Source organism: Streptomyces sp. NPDC093085, from assembly GCF_040683935.1.
GTDB lineage: Bacteria > Actinomycetota > Actinomycetes > Streptomycetales > Streptomycetaceae > Streptomyces.
Genome location: NZ_JBFBFB010000001.1, coordinates 1,495,947 through 1,515,638, shown reverse-complemented (window position 1 = coordinate 1,515,638; position 19,692 = coordinate 1,495,947). Strand labels below are relative to the sequence as shown.

General features: G+C 74.3%; 18 protein-coding genes and 1 pseudogene. 12 read left to right on the top strand and 7 right to left on the bottom strand.

Features of this window, described 5'->3' with window-relative positions:
- The first annotated feature begins 155 nt into the window (after positions 1-155).
- Genes AB0O07_RS06310 through AB0O07_RS06300 form a run of 3 tightly spaced genes read left to right on the top strand, consistent with a single transcriptional unit; the run spans position 156 to position 3,258 of the window.
- On the top strand, positions 156-401 hold the full coding sequence (locus AB0O07_RS06310; protein WP_365627599.1) for a hypothetical protein: 246 nt from the start codon (positions 156-158) through the stop codon (positions 399-401).
- Positions 398-2,701 (top strand): heavy metal translocating P-type ATPase, encoded by a 2,304-nt coding sequence (locus AB0O07_RS06305; RefSeq protein ID WP_365627596.1) that lies wholly within the window; start codon positions 398-400, stop codon positions 2,699-2,701. The genes AB0O07_RS06310 and AB0O07_RS06305 overlap by 4 nt, the downstream gene beginning before the upstream one ends.
- Positions 2,698-3,258 carry a copper chaperone PCu(A)C gene (locus AB0O07_RS06300; protein ID WP_365627593.1) on the top strand — a complete coding sequence of 187 codons (561 nt, stop codon included), beginning with the start codon at positions 2,698-2,700 and terminating at the stop codon, positions 3,256-3,258. Before AB0O07_RS06305 ends, AB0O07_RS06300 begins: the two co-directional genes overlap by 4 nt.
- Before the next feature lie 292 nt (positions 3,259-3,550).
- Here the strand turns inward: AB0O07_RS06300 and AB0O07_RS06295 are convergent, their stop codons facing one another.
- The 5 genes from AB0O07_RS06295 to AB0O07_RS06275 form a co-directional block, all read right to left on the bottom strand.
- Positions 3,551-4,393 (bottom strand): ABC transporter ATP-binding protein, encoded by an 843-nt coding sequence (locus tag AB0O07_RS06295; RefSeq protein WP_365627590.1) that lies wholly within the window; start codon positions 4,391-4,393, stop codon positions 3,551-3,553.
- A 4-nt stretch (positions 4,394-4,397) separates the two neighbouring features.
- Positions 4,398-5,363, bottom strand: a complete 966-nt coding sequence (locus AB0O07_RS06290; protein WP_365627587.1) for an iron ABC transporter permease — start codon at positions 5,361-5,363, stop codon at positions 4,398-4,400.
- A 65-nt stretch (positions 5,364-5,428) separates the two neighbouring features.
- Positions 5,429-6,484, bottom strand: a complete 1,056-nt coding sequence (locus tag AB0O07_RS06285) for an ABC transporter substrate-binding protein (protein WP_365627585.1) — start codon at positions 6,482-6,484, stop codon at positions 5,429-5,431.
- 244 nt (positions 6,485-6,728) lie between these two features.
- Positions 6,729-7,331 carry a sigma-70 family RNA polymerase sigma factor gene (locus AB0O07_RS06280; protein WP_365628065.1) on the bottom strand — a complete coding sequence of 201 codons (603 nt, stop codon included), beginning with the start codon at positions 7,329-7,331 and terminating at the stop codon, positions 6,729-6,731.
- A 225-nt stretch (positions 7,332-7,556) separates the two neighbouring features.
- Positions 7,557-8,252 (bottom strand): hypothetical protein, encoded by a 696-nt coding sequence (locus AB0O07_RS06275; RefSeq protein ID WP_365627582.1) that lies wholly within the window; start codon positions 8,250-8,252, stop codon positions 7,557-7,559.
- Positions 8,253-8,421: 169 nt separating this feature from the next.
- On the opposite strand from AB0O07_RS06275, the gene AB0O07_RS06270 reads away from it, so the two are divergent.
- Genes AB0O07_RS06270 through AB0O07_RS06260 form a run of 3 tightly spaced genes read left to right on the top strand, consistent with a single transcriptional unit; the run spans position 8,422 to position 11,629 of the window.
- On the top strand, positions 8,422-10,164 hold the full coding sequence (locus AB0O07_RS06270) for a PP2C family protein-serine/threonine phosphatase (protein WP_365627579.1): 1,743 nt from the start codon (positions 8,422-8,424) through the stop codon (positions 10,162-10,164).
- On the top strand, positions 10,161-11,264 hold the full coding sequence (locus tag AB0O07_RS06265) for a cobalamin-dependent protein (protein WP_365627576.1): 1,104 nt from the start codon (positions 10,161-10,163) through the stop codon (positions 11,262-11,264). Before AB0O07_RS06270 ends, AB0O07_RS06265 begins: the two co-directional genes overlap by 4 nt.
- On the top strand, positions 11,261-11,629 hold the full coding sequence (locus AB0O07_RS06260; protein WP_365627573.1) for an STAS domain-containing protein: 369 nt from the start codon (positions 11,261-11,263) through the stop codon (positions 11,627-11,629). Before AB0O07_RS06265 ends, AB0O07_RS06260 begins: the two co-directional genes overlap by 4 nt.
- Before the next feature lie 6 nt (positions 11,630-11,635).
- On the opposite strand, the gene AB0O07_RS06255 is transcribed toward AB0O07_RS06260, so the two are convergent.
- Complete coding sequence (locus tag AB0O07_RS06255; protein ID WP_365627570.1) at positions 11,636-13,411, bottom strand: SulP family inorganic anion transporter; 1,776 nt, start codon at positions 13,409-13,411, stop codon at positions 11,636-11,638.
- Between the two features lie 185 nt (positions 13,412-13,596).
- On the opposite strand from AB0O07_RS06255, the gene AB0O07_RS06250 reads away from it, so the two are divergent.
- The 3 genes from AB0O07_RS06250 to AB0O07_RS06240 all read left to right on the top strand — a co-directional run bounded on the left by AB0O07_RS06250 (position 13,597) and on the right by AB0O07_RS06240 (position 15,581).
- Positions 13,597-14,535: a universal stress protein gene (locus AB0O07_RS06250; protein WP_365627567.1), complete on the top strand. Its 939-nt coding sequence runs from the start codon at positions 13,597-13,599 to the stop codon at positions 14,533-14,535.
- A gap of 177 nt (positions 14,536-14,712) precedes the next feature.
- Positions 14,713-14,835 carry a hypothetical protein gene (locus AB0O07_RS06245; protein ID WP_365627564.1) on the top strand — a complete coding sequence of 41 codons (123 nt, stop codon included), beginning with the start codon at positions 14,713-14,715 and terminating at the stop codon, positions 14,833-14,835.
- The gene (locus AB0O07_RS06240; protein WP_365627561.1) at positions 14,799-15,581 is read left to right on the top strand and encodes a universal stress protein; all 783 of its coding nucleotides are present in this window, start codon (positions 14,799-14,801) and stop codon (positions 15,579-15,581) included. Before AB0O07_RS06245 ends, AB0O07_RS06240 begins: the two co-directional genes overlap by 37 nt.
- Positions 15,582-15,677: 96 nt before the next feature.
- Here AB0O07_RS06240 and AB0O07_RS06235 read toward each other — a convergent pair whose 3' ends face one another.
- Entirely contained in the window at positions 15,678-16,595 is a 918-nt protein-coding gene (locus AB0O07_RS06235) for a universal stress protein (RefSeq protein ID WP_365627558.1), read from the bottom strand.
- A 281-nt stretch (positions 16,596-16,876) separates the two neighbouring features.
- Between AB0O07_RS06235 and AB0O07_RS06230 the strand changes: the two are divergent.
- From AB0O07_RS06230 to AB0O07_RS06220, 3 genes and pseudogenes are all read left to right on the top strand, one after another.
- Positions 16,877-17,512: pseudogene (locus tag AB0O07_RS06230) on the top strand (CBS domain-containing protein); the annotation flags it as partial.
- Between the two features lie 179 nt (positions 17,513-17,691).
- Complete coding sequence (locus tag AB0O07_RS06225; protein WP_365627555.1) at positions 17,692-18,738, top strand: alcohol dehydrogenase catalytic domain-containing protein; 1,047 nt, start codon at positions 17,692-17,694, stop codon at positions 18,736-18,738.
- 137 nt (positions 18,739-18,875) lie between these two features.
- A complete protein-coding gene (locus AB0O07_RS06220) occupies positions 18,876-19,634 on the top strand; it encodes a pyridoxamine 5'-phosphate oxidase family protein (RefSeq protein ID WP_365627552.1) in 759 nt (252 codons plus the stop codon).
- Positions 19,635-19,692: the final 58 nt, after the last annotated feature.

The following is a 19,692-nucleotide window of genomic DNA, read 5'->3' as shown; positions in this document are numbered from 1 at the left end:
GCGGGTCCGCGGGGGTTTCACCGTGTCAGCATGGTGGCCGCGGGGCGCACCGCGCATACCCGCCGGATCTTCGTGTTTACCCCACACTCTCCCCGTGTGTGACCGCGGGCCTCCTTCCCGTGTGCGCACCGCGGGCCTCCGTCCCTGGAGTGGCGATGGCAGATCAGCAGCACCCCCGTTCCCGTGTCTCCGCCGTGCTCTGGCGGTGGGTTCCGCCGCCCGCGCTCACCGGGTTCCTGGTGCTCCTCGTCGCCGTGTTCGGGGTCGCGTACGGGGTCGGATCGGCCGTCGGGCCGGTCGCCCCCGGGATGCGCCCCGGTGCGGTCTACGACGACGGCACGCCTACGGAGCGGCAGGACGGCGGCGGGATGGACGACATGCACTCGGGCGGTGGGCGGTGACGGGGGACCCGGCCGGGACTCTGGCCACCACGGATCTGATCGTGGGCGGTATGACCTGCGCGGCGTGTGTCAGCCGGGTGGAGAAGCGGCTGGCCAAGCTGGAAGGCGTCACCGCCACGGTCAATCTCGCCACCGGGCGGGCCAGGGTGACCCATCCCTCCGGTGTCGCCGCGGAGGAGCTCGTCGCCGCGGTCGAACGCGCCGGATACACGGCCGAGCTGCCGCCGCCCCCGGAGCCGGCGGAGGAGACGCGGCCGGCGGGGCCGGAGGCGGCTGACAGCCGCGCGGGACGGGAGGAGCGCGACCGGCTGGTGATCACCGCGCTTCTCTCGGTGCCGGTGCTGGTGCTGTCGATGGTTCCCGCCTTCCAGTTCCGCAACTGGCAGTGGCTCTGCTTCATGCTCACCGCGCCGGTGGTGGTCTGGGGGGCCTGGCCGTTCCACCGGCGGGCGCTGCTCGGGCTGCGGCACTCGGCGGCGACCATGGACACGCTGGTCTCCCTCGGTGTCGTCGCCTCCTTCTCCTGGTCCACGTACGCGCTCTTCCTCGGCGGCGCCGGGGAGTCCGGCATGCGGATGCCGTTCACCCTGCTTCCCTCCGCCGGCGGAGAGGTCGCGCACGTCTATCTGGAGGCGGCGGTCGCCGTACCGCTCTTCGTCCTGACGGGCCGCTTCCTGGAGGCCCGTGCCAAGCGCGGCACGGGGGAGGCGCTGCGCTCGCTCGCCGGGCTGGCGGCCAAGGAGGTGACCGTCCGGGAGAACGGGCAGGAACGGCTCATCCCCATCGCGCAGTTGCGGGTGGGGCAGGAGTTCATCGTCCGCCCGGGAGAGCGGGTCGCGACCGACGGGGTGGTGATGAGCGGCAGTTCGGCGCTGGACCTGTCCCTGGTCACCGGCGAGAGCGAACCCGTCGAGGCCGGTCCCGGCACGGCGGTGATCGGGGCGGCCGTGAACGTGGGCGGTCTGCTGCGGGTACGGGCCACCGCGATCGGCGCGGAGACCCAGCTCGCGCGGATCACCCGCCTCGTCACCGAGGCCCAGGCCGGGAAGGCCAGGGCACAGCGGCTGGCCGACACGGTGGCGGGCTACTTCGTGCCGGTCGTGCTCTCCCTCGCCGCCACCGTGCTGGGTTTCTGGCTCGGCGCCGGGGCCGAGCCGCAGGCGGGCGTCACCGCGTGCGTCGCGATCCTGGTCGTCGCCTGCCCCTGTGCCCTGGGCCTCGCCACCCCCACCGCCCTGCTCGCGGCCACCGGCCGGGGCGCCCAGCTCGGCGTCCTGGTCAGGGGTCCGCAGTCGCTGGAGGCCCTCCGCCATGTCGACACGATCGTCCTGGACAAGACGGGAACCCTGACCACCGGTCATATGACCGTCACCAAGGTCACGCCGGTGCCGGACGGGATCGGCCAGGAGGCCGCGCTGCGGCTGGCCGGTGCGGTGGAGCGGGGCTCCGAGCACCCGCTGGGGCGCGCGATCACCACGTACGCACAGCGGGCGCGCCCCGAGCGGCCACTGCCCGAGGTGACCGGGTTCCGCTCCACCGCGGGCTTCGGTGTCGCCGGCCGGGTCGAGGGCCACCGGGTCGAGGTGTGCACGCCCCGGGACGATCCGGCCGAACCGCTGGCACGGGCGCTCGCCGAGGCCGAGGCCGCCCTCCAGACGCCGGTCCTGGTGCGGGTGGACGGGGCCGACGCGGCCCTCGTCGCGGTGGGCGACGTCCTGCGGCCGGGCAGCTACCGGGCCGTGCGGCGGCTGCGCCGCCTGGGAGTGGAGCCGGTGCTGGCGACCGGCGACCGCGAGGCCACCGCGCGGGCCGTCGCCGCCGAACTCGGCATCACCGAAGCGCACGCCCGCTGCACCCCGGAGGAGAAGGCGCGGCTGGTGCGCCGGCTGAAGGACGAGGACCGCAGGGTCGCGGTCATCGGCGACGGGGTGAACGACGCGGCGGCGCTGGCCGGTGCGGATCTGGGAATCGCGATGGGCAGTGGTACGGACGTGGCCATCGGCGCCGCCGATGTGACGCTGGTACGCGGGGACATCGAGGCCGTCGCCGACGCGGTCCTGCTCGCCCGGCGCACCCTGGGCACGATCCGGGGCAACCTGCTGTGGGCCTTCGGCTACAACGCCGTCACGGTGCCGCTGGCCGCCGTCGGCTGGCTCAACCCGATGGTGGCAGCCGCCGCGATGTCGATGAGTTCCCTGCTGGTGGTCGGCAACAGTCTGCGGCTGCGGGCCTGGCGGCCCTCGGCGCCGCGCGCCGCGCGCACCAGGAGGCCGGGCATCCGAGGAGTGATGGAGCGATGACGAAAACCGGACCACGTCCCGCAGCGGGGCCTGACGAGCGTTCCGCAGCGACGGGATGGCGGCCGACGCGCGAGCGTCTGCGCGACACCTTCCTCGCCGCGGCGGCCCCGGTCGTCGCCAGTGCGGTGGCCCTGGGCGCGCTGACCACCTGGACCAACTCCGGGGCTGCGGGCAGCGGGCCGCGGATCGGGATCAGCGACTCCCGTATCTTCCTGCCGTACGGCGGCGCCCAGTACACCTCGGTCTACTTCCGGATCGCCAACAGCGGCGACGCCGACGACGAGCTGACCTCCGTGTCCTCTCCGGAGATGGCCGAGGCGATGCTCAGCAGGGACCGGGAGAACGGCGAGGGGGCGGCCTCCATGGCCATGGTGGAGTCGGCCACCGTCCCCCGGGGAGGAACCCTGGACATGTCACCGTACGGGCTCAACGTGATGGTGAAGGCGAAGACCAGGACGGACTGGCAGCTCGGCGACACCGTCCCGTTCGTCCTGCACTTCCGCCACAGCGGTCCCCGCGACGCCCTGGCCGTCGTGATCCGGCCCACCGGCGACTGACGCCGCGCGGACGCCTCCCGGCGGCGGGACTGCCGTTGCGCGAGGAGCGACCGGATGCCGGCGGAAGACCGGGTGGCCGGATCCAGGGTGCCCGTCGGCTCGGCGCGCCTGCCGCTGGAGAGGCGGGTGGGCGCCGCCCTGGGAAACCCCGTCCGTCTCGACCGGGCCCGCCCGTCACGGTGCGGGCCCGGACCACACCGCCTCCGGCACCGGATCCGGTGCGCACAGTGGTACACAGGGGGGCACCCGGGCGGATCCTGGCAGCGCTCACCCCGATCCTCGCGGTGGTCGGCTACTCCGTGCCCCCGCTCGGGATCTCGCTGCTGTTCTTCCTCGTACTGGACCTCGCCCCGGGCGTAACGCCGGCGAGCGGACGGGCGCCGTAGGTGATGCGGATGACACCGTCGGCGTGCCGCCGGGTGCCGGCGCTGACACCGAAGACACCGGCGAGGATCTGCGGGGTGAGCACGTCCAGGACCGGGCCCGCGGCGACCACGGATCCCTCGTGCAGGACGACGAGGTGGTCGCAGAGCCGGGCGGCGAGGTCGAGGTCGTGCAGGACGGCGAGGGTGGTGACACCGGTGGCGCGGATGAGGTCCAGCAATTCGAACCGGGCCCGGATGTCGAGGTGGTTGGTGAGTTCGTCCAGGACCAGGAGCCGCGGATTCTGGGCCAACGCCCTTGCCAGCAGCACGCGTTGGCGTTCACCTCCGGACAGGGAGGCGTAGTCGCGGTCCGCGAAGGGCCGTACCCCGCAGCGGTCCACGGCGTCCGCGACGGCGGTGCGGTCCTCCGTTCCGTCCCGGCCGAGCAGCCCGTGGTGGGGAGCGCGGCCGAGGGCCACGATCTCGGCGACGGTCAGGCCGGTGGTGTGGGAGCCGGCGTCCTGGAGGACGGCCGCGGTACGGCGGGCGGCGGCGCGGGGCGAGAGCTCCCACACGTCGTCCTCCCCCACGCTGACCACCCCGCCCGCCGGGCGCAGCGAGCGGTAGACGGTGCGCAGGAGGGTCGATTTGCCGCTGCCGTTGGGCCCGACGAGGCCGACGATGTCGCCCTCGCGGGCCTCAAGGCTCACGTCGCGCAGGATCGGGGTGTGGTCCAGGGTGACGTGGAGCCGGTCGACGGTGAGTTTCATACGGTCAGTCCAAACCCTTGTCGCGGCGCAGCAGCCACAGGAAGAAGGGGGCGCCGAGCAGGGCGGTGAGGATGCCCAGCGGCAGTTCGTTGGGGCGGTCGAGGGTGCGGGAGAGCAGGTCGACGAGGACGAGGTAGAAGGCCCCCAGCAGGGTGGTCAGGGGCAGCAGGCGGCGGTGGTCGGCGCCGGTGGTCAGCCGCACGAGGTGCGGGATCATCAGGCCGACGAAGCCGATACTGCCCGCGACCGCGATGACCGTACCGGTGAGCAGGGCACTGAGGACGAGCAGGACGGCGCGCAGCCGGTTGACGTCGACGCCGAGCGCGGTGGCCGACTCGTCGCCGGCCAGCAGAACGTTGAGGCGGCGGCCGAACAGCGACAGCAGGGTGGTCGCGGCGAGCACCACGACGGTGACCGTGGGGATCTGCTCCCAGGTCGCTCCGGCCACGCTGCCCAGCATCCAGAACATCACCGTCCGCAGTTCGGTCGGGGTGGCCTGGAGCTGGACGAAACTGGTAGCCGACAGGAAGACGTAGCCGACGGCGACACCGGCCAGCACCAGCCGGACCGGTGCGAGCCGTCCCCGCCGCTGTCCGAGCGCGAAGACCAGCGTGCCCGCGACGACCGCGCCGAGGAAGGCCGCGCCCGACACGCCGAGCCCGGCGAGCGCGGCGCCCCCGCCGAGGGTGATGACGAGGACCGCGCCGAGCGTGGCGCCGTAGGAGAAGCCGAGCACCACGGGGTCGGCGAGCGGATTGGACACCACGGTCTGCAGGACCGCGCCGGTCACCGCGAGGCCCGCGCCGACCAGGGCCGCCAGGACCACCCGCGGGGTGCGGAAGTTCCAGACGATCTGGTCGAGCGCCGGGTCGGCGGGCGCCGCGCCCGCACCGGTGACATGGTGCAGCACGATCCCCCACACCTCGCCCAGCGGGACGTTGACGGCCCCGATACTGATCGCCACGATCATGGCGGCGGCCAGCGCGACGGACAGGAACGTGAACGTCAGCGGGGTCCTGAGGACCTTCAGCCGGGTCAGAAGGCGTCGGGGTGCAGCATCTTCGCGACCTTCTCCACCGCCAGGTCGTTGCTGGGGCCCAGGTACATCGAGTCGGACAGCGTCACGTACGTGTTGTTCCTGGCGGCCGGCCACTGGGGGAACTCCTTGAGCAGTTTCTCGGCGTAGGCCGCCGGATCCGGGTCGTTGTAGCTGATGACGACGAGAGCGTCGACGTCGGTGGCGGCCACCTTCTCCTTGCTGAGGTCGGCGAAGGTGGCCCGGGTGGTGCCGGAGAAGGCGTTGGCGCCGCCCGCCCGGGCCAGGATGTCGTTGGCGATGCCATGGGCGAGGACGGAGCTGAAGTCGTTGCCGCCCATGGACATGTTGGAGAACAACACCATGACCTCGGGCTTCTTCTCCCCGGTGCCCTTCGCGGCCTTTTCGAGCGTGGCGGAGACCGCCGCGATGTGCTTCTCGGAGGCGGCGATCAGCTTCTCCGCCTTGTCGCTGACGTCGAAGACCTTGCCCATGTCGCGCAGCAGCCGGTAGCTGTCGGCGACGGTCATCCTGGAGGGGTCGTCGTCGCAGCCCTGCGGGGAGACGTAGCTGTTGGCTCCCGCCTGCCGCAACTGGTCGCGGGTGGCGAAGCCGTTCTTCTGGTCGAACCCGTACGTGGTGACGGACAGGACGAGGTCGGGGCGCAGGCCGAGCATCGCCTCACGGGGGATGTCGTACGCCTCGTTGAGTTCGATGTCGCCGGTGGGCAGCTTCTTGATGGCGGCGGCCCGGCCGGGGACCTCGGACATGCCGTAGCCCTGCTGGTTGGCGACGATCCTGTCGCCCAGGCCGAGGGCGAGGAGCGTGGAGACCTCGGCGACGGAGGCCCCGTTCATGACGACGACCCGGCTGGGGGCCTGCTCGAAGGTCTGCTTCCGGCCGCAGTTGTCGAGGGTGACCGGGTAGCCGCCCTTCGACACGGCCGCCTCGGTCGTGCCGCCGCTCGCCTTCCCGTCGGAGGAGGAGCCGCACGCCGCCGTGAGGAAGCAGAGGGGCGCGGCCAGGGCGGTGGCGACCGGCCGGTTGATCGACATGCGGGCTCCTTGGGTGAGGGCGGTGCTCAGGGGCTGATGTGCTCTGTTGCAGTAGTCGGGGCGAAGTGGGTTCGAGTTCCCGGCAGTTGCCCGCCGTTTCGCGGGCACCCCGGAACGGGACACGGGCGGCAGCGCGGGCGGGCGCAGCACACCCGCCGTCACGCGGTGGCCCGGGCGGCGGAAGGACCGGTTCCCGGCCGCACGGCCCCTCGCGGGAGCCGCGCCGCCGGGAGGTCCCCCGAAGTCAGGCCGGCTGGACGCCCGGCGCCTCGGACTCGCGTACCAGTCGCTCCAGCGCGGTACGGGCGCGGGAGACCCGCGAGCGGACCGTGCCGACGGGACAGCCGACGAACCCGGCCGCCTCCTCGTACGACAGCCCGACCACCTGGGTCAGCACGAACGCCTCCCGGCGTTCCTCGGGCAGGGCCTCCAGCAGGTCCAGCAGCGCCACACCGTCCTCGAAGCCCGGCAGGCCGCGCGGCTGGGCACGCTCCTGCGCCGTACGCCAGTCGACGCAGTCCGCGATACGGGGGCGGACCGCGGCCCGGCGCAGGCTGTCGGCGACCGCACGCCGCGCGATCGACAGCAGCCACGTGCGGGCCGAGGCCCGGCCCTCGAAGCGGTGCAGGCTGCCGAGGGCCCGCGCGAAGGTGTCCTGGGTCAGGTCGTGCGCGGTCTGGGGATCACCGCTCAGATAGGTGACGTAGCGCAGCACGTCACCGTGGAGAGCGCGGACGAAGCGGTCGGCCGCTTCGGGGTCCCCGCCCCGGGCGGCCAGCGCCCAGGCCGTCGCCGACGCGTCAGCGGTTTCGAGGTCCGCGCCGGGCGCGGGCAGGACAGAGATCATCACGTGATGTCCTTCTCGGGTCTTCCGGTGTCCGGCCCGCACGGGGGCGCGGTTCACCGGCACATGGGGTGCGTCCGTACGCGAGAGGTACGGCGATGCCCGGAGCTCCTGAGGACCACGTGCCCGCCATGGCACGGCGGCGGCACGCGAGGGCCCGCCACGGACCCGCGCGCTGTCGCGTCACGGGGCGGGAGGGGGGAAGGCTCCGGGGTGGATCCGGCTGTCTCAGACGACAGCGGCACCCGCGGGCGGCCCGCGGAAGGTGAGGGAGGAACAGAGGAGCAGAGAGACCGGGGCGTCGGCGGCGGTCCGGCGCGGGTGCGGGGCAGGACGGTCCGCGGCCACGGGCGGGACCAGCAGCAGCCGCAGGGGTGCCACCAGCCAGGCCGCAGCCGCCCGCAGGACACGGAAGACAGCCCGCTCGCCATGGGCCAGCCAGAGCCCGCAGAGGACCGCGGCGAGCAGGTGCGCGGCGAACATGCCGGCCGAGGCGGCACCGCTCATACCGTGCGCGAGATCGGGACCGGCCATGCCGTGGAGGGCGTGGGCGCCCGCCCCGCCGTCCATGCCGGCCATCGGAGCCATGCCCGTGGCCCCCATGGAGTGCGTGTCCATGGATGCCATGCCCGTCGGGACGTCCGAGGGGTGGGAAACCGGCAGGGACCCGAACTTCTGCGCCTGCTCGAAGGTTTCGTGGAGCACGGCCTGCGCGGCGGTCACGACCGTGACGATCGCGGTCCGGCCGCGCTCGCGCCCGGCGAGCAGCCAGCCCGCCACACCGGTCACGGCCGCTCCGGCCCCCATGGTCCACCAGGGGACGGGGACGCCCGACATGGTCGCGTGCGCGAGGGCCGCGAGCAGCACACAGGCGGCGGCGAACACGCCGGCCCGCACCGTGCGGCACCACCCTCGGACAGTCATAGCCCGCTCATCCTCGCACCCGGCGCCCGATCGTCGTGAGGGGGTACGTACGGCCCCGCACCCTCCGACTCACGCACGAGGAGGTGATTCACATCACGGCCCGCGCACGCACACCGGCCTTCTCCGCACGACCTTCACATCCGGGGCCGGGTTGCCTCGGACCGGGCCGATGGAGGATGGTTGCCGGACGGCAACATTTTCTCGACTGGATGAGGTGAGGGGTTCGCACAGCGGGCCTCCCGGCCATATGACTTCCGCTCAGCAGACTCCCGCTCAGCAGACTCCCGCCCGCAACGGTTCGCCCGTGCCGCCCCTGGTCTGGGCCTCGGTGCCGTACCCCGTCCTGATCGCCGACCCGGCCGGGGTGGTGATCCACGCCAACCCGTTGGCCGCCGCGCTCCTTCCCGGCAGCGGCCCGGGTACCACCCTGGCCGAGCGCGCCCCGGCCTGGCTGGCGCGTGCCCACGCCGAACGGGTCCGGGCCGGCTCGGCGCGGGCCGGCCTCGTCTCCGGGATGGTGGACGAGCGGAGCTTCGAGGCGTACCCCACTGTCCGGGACGACGGGTCCGTCGTGTGGTGGTTCGTCGACGACACCGACCACCGGCTCGCCCGTGAGGCCCTGCGGACCGAGCGTCGGCGGACCGCGTTCCTCGCCGAGGCGTCGAACACGCTGCTGTCGTCACTGAACGTGGAGCGGTGCATGGACGCCACCGCGCAGCTCGCCGCCGAGCACCTCGCGGACGCCGCGGTCGTCGTCGCGCCGCGCACCGGCCGCCTGCTCCCCGCGGTCTCCTGCCTCCGCGACGGAACCCCGCGGAGGTCCCGGCACCAGGCCGACCCGGCCGGCGTGCCCGGCCTCGCGGAAGCCCTCCAGGGGTTCCCGCCGGTGCCGTCGCGGTGGATAGATCCCGCCGGCGCCCCCGCCTGGCTCATCCCCGACGGGTTCGGCCCGGCCGGCTCGATCGTCATCACCCCCCTTCCCGGCCACGGCGTCCCGGCCGGTGCGCTGGTCCTGCTGCGCGGCACCGGCGAGGCGGCCTTCACCGAGGACGAAGAGGTCTTCGCCCGCCTCTTCGCGGCCCGCGCCGGCGCCGCCCTCTCGGCGGCCCGCCTCTACGCGGAGCAGTCCTCGCTCGCCCGCACGCTGATGCGGGACCTGCTCCCGCCGGTCCTGCGCCACGTCGACGGCGTCGACTTCGCCGGCGGCTACCGGCCCTCGAAGGGCCACGAGCGGATCGGCGGCGACTTCTACGACGTCCACCCCGCCGCCACCGACGGAGAGCCGTCCCTCGCGGTGCTGGGCGACGTGTGCGGCAAGGGTCTGGAGGCGGCCGTCCTGACGGGCAAGATCCGCAACACCCTCCAGGCGCTGCTCCCGATGGCCGACGACCACCAGCGGGTCCTCGGGCTCCTCAACGGGGCCCTGCTCAACTCCCATCACACGCGGTTCGCGACGATGGTGATGGCGTCGGCCGTCCGCGAGGCGCGGTCGGTGCTGCTGCGCGTGACGAGCGCGGGGCATGCGCCCCCGCTGGTCGTGCGGCAGGACGGCACCGTGGAGCAGGTGGACTCCCGTGGCACGCTGATCGGGGTGCTGCCCGAGGCGCACTCCACGACGGCGGAGGTACGGCTCGCGCCGGGCGAGTTCTGCGTACTGTTCACCGACGGGATCACCGAGGCCAAGGGCGGCCCTCTCGGTGACGAACTGTTCGGCGAGGACCGGCTGAGGGAAGCACTGGCCGACTGCGCGGGGATGCCTGCCGAGGCGGTCGTCGAGCACGTGCAGATGCTCACCGCGCAGTGGCTGAACGGCCGGCCGCACGACGACATGGCCGTCATGGCCGTCGCCGCGCCCCGCACCCAGCACCTGGGCGCGGTGAACGAACACACCCGGGGCAGGTTCACCACATGAGCACCGCCGTCACCGCGGTCGGCCCCGTCCTGGTCGACCGGCTCTGGGACGCCGTCCTCGCCGGCGACGAACACGGCGCCGCCGCCACCCTCTTCGCCGCCCTCGGCGACGGTGTGCCGGCCGAAGCGGTCCTGCTGGAGCTGATCGCCCCCGTCCAGCACAGGATCGGCGCGGAGTGGGCCGCGAACCGCATCACCGTCGCCCAGGAGCATGCCGCCACCGCCATCAACGACCGCGCCCTGGCCGCCCTCTCGCTCCACCGGGCCGCCGCCGACGACGACCGCACCGGGGCCCCGGCACGGGGGAGGGTGCTGGTGGCGTGCGTGGACGAGGAGTGGCACTGCCTGCCCGCCCGCCTGGTCGCCGAAGTCCTCAAGCTGCGGGGGTGGACGGTCGACTACCTCGGCGCACAGGTCCCCACCCCGCACCTGATCAACCACATCCACCAGACCGGCCCCGACATCGTCGCCCTCTCCGGCTCCCTCGCCACCCGCCTCCCCCTGGCGCACGCGGCGATCACCGCCGTGCAGGCCACCGGCACCCCCGTACTGGTCGGCGGGGCCGCCTTCGGCGCGCACGGCGAGTACGCCCGGCTGCTGGGCGCGGACGCCTGGGCACCGGACGCCGCGACGGCCGCCGACGACCTGGCACAGGCGCCGCCCGCCCGGCCCGGCCCGGCGCACCAGCCGATCGACGACCTCCCGCACCTGGCCGACCAGGAGTACACCATGGTCACCCGGACCAGCACCGCTCTGGTCCGTACCGTCATGGACACCCTCGCCGACCGCTTCCCCGCGATGCGGGCGTACTCCGCCGCACAGCGGGCCCGGACCGCCGAGGACATCGCGCACATCGTCGACTTCCTCGCCGTCGCGCTCTACACCGACGACGACGCCGTGTTCAGCCGGTTCCTCACCTGGACCGCCGGCATTCTCACCACCCGCGGCGTCCCCGCCCACTCCCTCGTCCCCGCCCTGCGGATCCTCGGCGAGGAACTCAAGGACTTCGACCGGGCCTCCCGCATTCTCCGCCGAGCCCTCGGCCACCTCTCCCCGGCGGCCGAACCGGCGGCGGCTCCCGACCCCAGGACCCCCGCATGACTACCACGCCCGCGCACCGCACCGACGGCTTCTCCCTGACCGCGGCGACGAGCGACGGGGGAACCGTCCTGCGTCTGGAGCTCCACGGGTACCTGGACCACGACACCGCCGACCGCTTCCTCGCCGACGCCACCGCGCGCCTGACCGACGCGCCGGACGCGCGGCTGCTCCGCCTGGACTGCGCCGGGCTGGGAGGACTCGACTCCATGGGGCTGAGCGTCCTCCTCATGCTCCACCGCCGCACGGCCGCCGCCGGCGTCCGCCTCCGCCTGGACCACCGCACCGCGGCCCTGGAACGGATGCTGACCGTCACCGGCACCCTCGACCACCTCGCCCCCGGCCACCACTCCGGCCACGGCGGCTGACGCCGCTCACCCGGCCGCGTCGGTGTCGCGGCACCATGCCCGGTAGGCCGCGACCGCCGTCGGCAGGGTGGGGAAGATGTGCTCGGCGCCGACGGAATCGGCGAGGCCGTACGCCGTGAGGTCGTCCAGCAGGTCCTGTTTGACCCGGGCGAGGGCGAAGACGACGCCGCGCTCCGTCATCCGGCGGCGCAGGTTCTCCACGGCGTCGAGCGCCGTGATGTCGACCTCCACATTGGCCTCCGTGTTGAGCACGAACCAGCGCACCGGCTCGCTCTGCGCCGCGACGGCGGCCAGGGCCCGGCGGTGGAAGTCCTCCGCGTTGGCGAAGAACAGCGGTGAGTCGTAGCGGTAGACGAGCAGCCCGGGGACGGTCCGCGCCTTCGGGTAGTCGTCCACGTCGTGCATGCCCGCCACGCCGGGCACCAGGCCCTCGACCGCGTCGTGCGGGCGGGCCACCCGGGTGAGCAGCTCGGCGACCGAGAGGCCCACGGCCACCAGGACCCCGTACAGGATGCCCAGGGCGAGCACCCCCGCCAGACAGCCGAGGGCGAGGAGCACTTCGCGGCGGCGGAAGGCGGCGAGTCGCCGGAACCCCGCGAGGTCGATCAGGCGCAGCGCGGCATAGACCACGAGCGCGCCGAGCACGGCGGCCGGGGTACGGGTCAGCAGCGGTCCGAGGAAGAGCAGGACGGCGAGTACGACCGCCCCCGCGACCAGCGAGTAGAGCTGGGTGCGGGCGCCCGCCGAGACCGCGAGCGCGGTGCGGCTGGCGCTGCTGCTGACCGGGAAGCCGTGCAGCAGGCCGGCGCCCAGGTTGACCGCGCCCAGGGCCAGGAACTCCCGGTCGGGGTCGGGCGTCCGGGCCTCCGGGGGGTCGTCGCGGGCGAACGCCCGGCCGGTCAGGATCATGTCCGTGTACGCCACCACCAGCACCCCGAGGGCGGGCAGCGCCAGGTGCGGCAGCTCCCCGAGGGCGGGGAGCGCGAGCTCCGGAAGGCCGGTCGGCACCGCGCCGATCACCGCGACGCCGTACCGGGTGTCGAGGCCGAGGACGGCCACGGCGGCCGTCGCCAGCGCCACGGCGAGCAGCGGCCCCGGGAGGGCGGGCCGGAGGCGGGCGACCGCGAGGAGGAAGGCGAGGGCGGCAGCGGACAGGAGCACGGTCGCCGTGTGGAGGTGGGAGAGCCCGGTGACGAAGGAGGCCGACTGCGGGAAGAAGGCCGTCCCTTCGACCGGGACTCCGGTCAGCCGGGTCAACTGGTCGGCCACCATGATCAGGGCGACTCCGGCGAGGTAGCCGATCAGCACCGGGCGGGAGAGCAGGTCCGCGAGGAAGCCGAGCCGCACCGCCCGCGCGGCCAGGCAGAGCAGCCCGACCGCAATCGCGAGAGCCGCCGCCAGCGGGGCGTAGCGGCCCGGCTCCCCGGCGGCCAGGGGGCCCACCACCGTGGCGGTCATCAGCGCGGTGGTGGACTCGGGGCCGACCGACAGCAGGCGGGCGGTGCCGATCAGCGCGTACAGGCCGAGCGCGGGCAGGACCGCCCACAACCCGGCGACAGGCGGGACCCCGGCGACCACCGCGTACGCCATGACCTGGGGCACGAGATAGGCGGCGACCGCCAGACCGGCCGGGAGGTCAGCGGCGAGCCGGTGCCGGATCCGGTGCCGGATCCCGGGCGGGTGCCGGAGCCGGAGCCGTCGCCACGCGCGGCCGTACGGGGCGCCGTGGCCGGCGTGCGGGGACCGCCGCCCAGGGCCCCGCCCGCCCGTGCCCTCCGCCATGCGCGCCGTCCCTCGCGTTCCGCTTCCCGCGACCGCTTCCCGCGACCGCCCGGTGCCGGACCGCGCCGGTTCCGGACCGCGTCCGGGGGCCGGTCGGCCCCGCCGGGGGACCTGTGGCCCCTGCCCCCGAAGGCACCGGCCCCTCAGGCTGGTAGGCGGATTCCTCGTTCCGGGAGGTGGCGGCCATGACCCGTACCATCACCGTAGGTCTCGACGGCTCGCCCGAAAGCCGGGCCGCCGCCGAATGGGCGGCCCGGGAGGCGCGGCTGCGCGGTCTGCCGCTCAGGGTTCTCTACGTCTTCGAGTCCTCCGCCCTGTTGTTGGGGCAGGCACCGCTGCTGGGCGCCGAGACCGTCCAGAAGTGGGCCGAGTGGGTGCCGTTCGAGACCGTGGAGGGGCTGCGCCTGCGCCACCCCGGTATCGAGATCTCCACCGAACGGGGCCGCGGCGACCCCGCCCGGGTGCTGGCGGAGGCCGCGGACGACGCGGAGCTGCTGGTGCTGGGCTCGCGCGGGTTCGGCGGGGCGCACGGGTTCTTCACGGGCTCGGTCAGTCTCTCCGTCGTCGCCCGCACCACCCGCCCCGTGGTGCTGGTGCGGGCCGGGGAAGAGGCCGTCGACGAACACCGGATGGACCCGGTGGGCATCCCGTCGACGGCGGCCCCCTTCCGGCCCGTCGTCGTCGGTCTGGACACCGGGGGCGGCGCGGACGGTGGGGGCGGGTCCGGGGGCGGGGACGCGGGCGAGGCGGTTCTGGAGTTCGCCTTCGACGCCGCCGCGCGGCGCGGCGCGCCGCTGCGCGTCGTCCACGCCTGGCCCGCGCCGCCCCTCGCCGTCCGGAGCTTCTACGGCGACGCGGAATCCTCCGCCCTCGCGCGGGAGCGGGCGGCGGCCCTGAGCGAGACGGTGCGCCCCTGGCGGCAGAAGTTCCCCCAGGTCGAGGCGGTCGAGGCGAGCCGCTGCGGCAGCGCGGCACGGGTGCTCGTCACCGCCGCCCGTGACGCTTCCCTCGTCGTCGTCGGCCGCCGGATCCGTACCGCTCCGTACGGGCCCCATGTCGGCCATGTCGCCCACGCCGCGCTGCACCATGTGGCGGCGCCCGTGGCCGTGCTCGCGCACTGCTGACCCCGGGGACCGAAGGGCCCGCCCGCGACCGGGGTGGGCCGGGTGGGCCCTTCGGTCCCCCGATCGGCCCCGGTGGCCCTGCCCGGAGGGTCCCCGCCGCGTCAGGGTGGGGAGGACGGGCCCCACACCCCGGTGGCCGTCGTCGGTCGTCGTCAGCCGTCGTCAGGAGGCAATGTCATGGGCAGCGTCGCACAGGGAGCGTCCAGGCTCGGTCCGGTCGTCGTCGGTACCGACGGTTCCGAGGAGGCGACGAAGGGGGTGGAGTGGGCGGCCGGCGGGCGGCGCGCGGCGAACCGCTGACCATCGTCCACGCGATCGGCATCGAGCAGGCCGCCTACCTGGTCCACGACCCCGAACAGCGGATCCTCGGCACGGCGAGGAGCATGCTCGACGACGCGGCGGGGCTGGTGGCACGGACGCATCCGCGGGTGACCGTCTCGACGGTGCTGAGCCGGGCCGAGCCGGCCGAGAGCCTGCTGGAAGCGGCGGCCGGCGGCGGCACGATCGTGGTCGGCTCCCGGGGTCTCGGCGGTTTCGCCGCGCTGCTCGTGGGGTCGGTGGGGCTCCGTGTCGCCGCCCGCGCGCACGGGCCCGTCGTGGTCGTACGGGACGGGGCGTCGGCCCCGACGCAGGTCGTCCTGGTGGCGGTACGGGACGACGGCGACCGGGACACCCTGCGGTTCGCGGCCCGGACCGCCCTGGCGCGGGGCGCTTCGCTCTGGGTGATGAGTGTGTGGAGGTTCCTGGAGAACGTGGGCTCCATGGTGACCATGGTCGACGATGTGAGCGAGCTGGCGCGGGCGGAGGCCGACGCGACCACCGGCACGGTGACTCCGATCCGGGCGGAGTACCCAGAGCTGGCGATCAGCGAGGAGACCGTACGGGCCGTCTCCGTCGCCGGACAGTTGGCCGAGGCGTCCCGGCGGGCGGACCTCCTGGTGGTGGGCGCCCGCAGGCCCGCCCATACGATCGGCTCCCCGCTGGGGCGGGTCGCGCACGCTCTGCTGCAACACGCCCACTGCCCGGTGGCGGTGGTTCCCCGCTGAGGCCCGGCGCCGAGGCCGGGCGGCTGACCTGGCGCGGGCCCCGGCGCGGCCGGGGGCCTCGACCGCGTTGCTGAGGACTCGACTTTCCGCGTGCCGTCAGCGCGTCGGCGTGCCCGCGTCCGGAAGGCTCTCCTCCGTGACGCTCCCCGCCGGGACGACGGCGACCGGGCACGGCGCGTGGTGGAGCATCGCGTGGTTGACGCGGCCGAGTTGCATGCCGACGGCTCCGTGCCGGCGCTTGGCACCGACCACCAGCAGATCGGCTTCGGCCGTCTCCTCCAGCAGCGTCTGGTGGGTCGTTCCGTGTACGGTCTTCCGCTCCAGGCGGACCTCCGGGTACGTGGCCACGACGACGTCCACCACCCGGTCCAGGCACTCCTCCGCCCGCCGGCGGCAGGCCGCCTCCGCCTCGCCGCCCGGCTGGGGGTACGGCATGTTCTCGCGCGCCGGGCTCCGCCAGGCGCGTACGGCGAGGAGTTCGCACCCCCGGGCGCGCGCCGCGCGGAAGGCGAAGTGGGCGGCGGCGGTGGACCCGGTGGACTCCCCGACGCCCAGGACCACCCGCCCGTACTCGCCCCGCCGGCTGGGCTCCGCGCCACGGGCCACCACGACCGGGCAGGCGGCTCTGGCCGCGACGGCCAGGCCCACCGAACCGAGCAGCATGCCCGTGACCGTGCCGCGCCCCCGTGGCCCCACCACCAGCAGGGCCGCCCCCCGGCCCGCCGCGACCAGCGCCGCCACGGGGTCCTCCGGCTGTACGTCGGTGGAGACCCGTACGTCCGGGGCGAGCACATGGACCCGCTGCTCGGCGGAGCCGACGAGGTTCTCGGCGTAGATCTGCTCGGACGGGCGGTCCGTGGTGGACCGGGGGAGGATCCCCTCGTACCGCTCCCAGAGCGACGCGTGGATCAGCCGCAGCGGCAGGCCGCTCCGGTCCGCCTCGGCCGCCGCCCAGTCGACCGCCCACAGGCTGCCGTCCGATCCGTCCACCCCCACCACCACGGGATGTGCCATCGTTCCCGCCGCCTTTCCCGTCCGCTTTCTCGGTCCGCGTCCGCTTTCCCGGTCCGCCGCCTTTCCGGTCCGTCTCCCAGCGTGACGGCGGGGGCGGGGCGCCGACAGGGCCGGTGGGTCCCCGTCCGGAGACCTACCGGCCCGGGTGGGGGCCGGGTGGCTCATGCCGCGCGCCCTCGGTCGCGCGGATCCTGGAGAGGTGGCCATGGCACACGCGGTCCGCGGCAGGGCCGGGTTCCGTGGCGAGCCGGAGTCCATGGCAGGAAAGGGAGTGAGGGGACATGGAACACCGGAGAATCGGTGAACTCATGACCCACGATGTCGTGTGCGTACGACTCGGTACACCGTTCAAGGAGATCGCCCGAACACTGGCGGACCACGGTGTGAGCGCCGTACCGGTCCTCGACGAGTCCGGCCGGCCCGCCGGGCTCGTCTCCGAGGCCGACCTGCTGCGCAAGGCCGCCGGCCGGCCCGACCCGGCGGGTCTGACGCCGCTGCCCCCTCGTGAGGCGTGGGAGCGGGCCAGGGCCGAGGGGCGTACCGCCGGGGAGATCATGTCCGCTCCGGTGATCTGCGCGCGCCCCGAGTGGACCGTGGTGGAGGCCGCCCGTCTCATGGCGGTGCAGAACGTCAAACGGCTGCCCGTCGTGGACGAGGCGGACCGGCTGCTCGGCATCGTCAGCCGCAGCGATCTGCTCCGGGTCTTCCTCCGGCAGGACCGGGCCATCCAGGAGGAGATCTCGCAGGATGTCCTGCGGCGGACGCTGGGGCTGGCGCCCGGAGCCGTCGCCGTGGACGTCAAGGAGGGCCAGGTCATGCTCCGCGGCCGGGTGGCGGAGAAACGGCTGATCCCGGTGCTGGTACGGCTCTGCGCCGGCGTGGACGGCGTCGTGTCGGTCTCCCACGAGGTGACGTACGAGGTCGCACCGGAGGCGGCGCGCGAGATGGCGCACGGCATGGCGCACGGGATGGCGCACGGTACCGCGCGCACCGGCCCGGGCCCGTCGGCCGACGCGCCGGACGGAGCGCCGGGCACGGCGGCCACGGCCCCGGAAGCCCCGGAAGCCGCCTCCCCGGACACGTCAGGAGGCGCGTCATGAAGGCGCTGGTCTTCCACGGTCCCGGACACTCCTCGTGGGACGAGGTCCCGGACCCCGCGATCAAGGACCCGGCGGACGTGATCATCCGGGTCGACGCCGTCACCATCTGCGGCACCGACCTGCACATCCTCAAGGGGGACGTGCCCGAGGTCGCCCCCGGCACCGTGCTCGGGCACGAGGCCGTCGGCGAGGTCGTCGAGGCCGGGCGTGACGTGCACACCGTACGTCCCGGAGACCGGGTGCTGGCCTCCTGCATCTCGGCGTGCGGGCGCTGCCGGTACTGCCGTGAGAGCCGTTACGGGCAGTGCCTCGGCGGCGGGGGCTGGGTGCTGGGCCATCTGATCGACGGGACGCAGGCCGAGTACGTACGGCTGCCCTTCGCCGATCTCAGCGTCCACCCGCTGCCCGGCGCCCTGGCGAGCGAGGACGCCGTCCTCCTCGCCGACATCTTCCCCACCGCTTACGAGGTCGGGGTGTTGAACGGCCGGGTACGGCCGGGCGACACCGTCGTGGTGGTCGGCGCCGGCCCCATCGGTCTCGCCTCGGTCGCGGCGGCCGGGCTCTTCAGCGCGGGCCGGGTCGTCGCCGTCGACCTGGCGCCCTCCCGGCTGGAGGACGCGCGCCGGCTCGGCGCCGACGCCGTGGCGAACACCGCCGAGGACCCCGAGGGCCTGGTCGGTGAGTTGACCGGGGGCACGGGGGCCGATGTGACCATCGAGGCGGTGGGGGTCCCGGAGAGCTTCGAGATGTGCACACGCATGGTGCGCCCCGGCGGCCATGTCGCCAATATCGGGGTCCACGGCCGGCCGGCGATGCTCCATCTCGAAGACCTCTGGATCAAGGACCTCACGCTGACCACCGGGCTGGTGGACACCTTCTCCACCCCGACGCTGCTGCCCCTGGCGCAGGCCGGCCGGCTCCCCCTCTCCGAACTGGTCACGCACCGTTTCGCCCTGGACCGGATGGAGGAGGCGTACGGGGTCTTCGCGGACCCGGCCGGCAGCGGCGCCCTGAAGGTCGTCCTGGAGCCCGCCGCCGCGTGACGGAGGCGGGCCCGGCGCCCGAGAGGCCGGAACCCTGGAGGACCGGGAAACCCCGGGAAAGGCAGACAGACGGAAAGACGGACAGAGAGACCCGAGAAGGAAAAAGAACCGGAAAGAACCGAGAAGAGGCGGACACCATGCCCGAACAGCCAGGAGCATCCCCGGGCCGGGGCTCTCCGGGGGCCGTGCGCCACCGCTCCGACCTGGGCCGCCGGGTCGCGGCCCGGCGCGAGGAGCTGGGACTCACCCGGGAGGACGTGGCGGCCAGGGCGGGTTCCGCCCCGGGGTACCTCCAGTATCTGGAGGAACGGTCGGCGGCCCCCGGCATCGGCTTCCTGCTGCGCCTCGCGGACGCGCTGGAGACCACGGTCGCGGAGCTGATCGGCGGCACCGCCGATCTTCCCCCGGGCGTCGGTGAGGCCGCCCGCTGCCCGGCGTTCACCGCACTGAGCGAGGCGGAGTGCCGTGCGTTCCTGTCGACCCACGGGGTGGGCAGGGTCGCGGCGACCCTCGAAGGGGAGCCCGCCGTCTTTCCGGTCAACTACATGGTCGACGGCGACCTGGTGGCGTTCCGTACGGCGCCGGGGTCGGTCACCGCGACGGTGGCGGGCCGGACGGCCGCCTTCGAGGTGGACCACATCGACTGCGCGTTCAGCGAGGGATGGAGCGTCCTGATCACCGGCGAGGCCCGTGCGGTCACCGCCGGGGACCAGGTGGAGCGGCTGGAGCGGGCGGCGCACACCACGCCGTGGGCGGGCGGCGACCGTAACCTCTGGATCGTCATCACCCCGCACCGGATCACCGGCCGGCGCATCCTGGTCCCCGGCGGCCACGCCGGGCGTGACCGCACCGGTGACGGCCACGCCGGTGACGGCCGCACCGGCCGCGCCCCCTGACCGCATGACCGCACCGCCCCCGGTGCGGTCACGCCCGGCCGGGCGTTCCGGGCCGGCC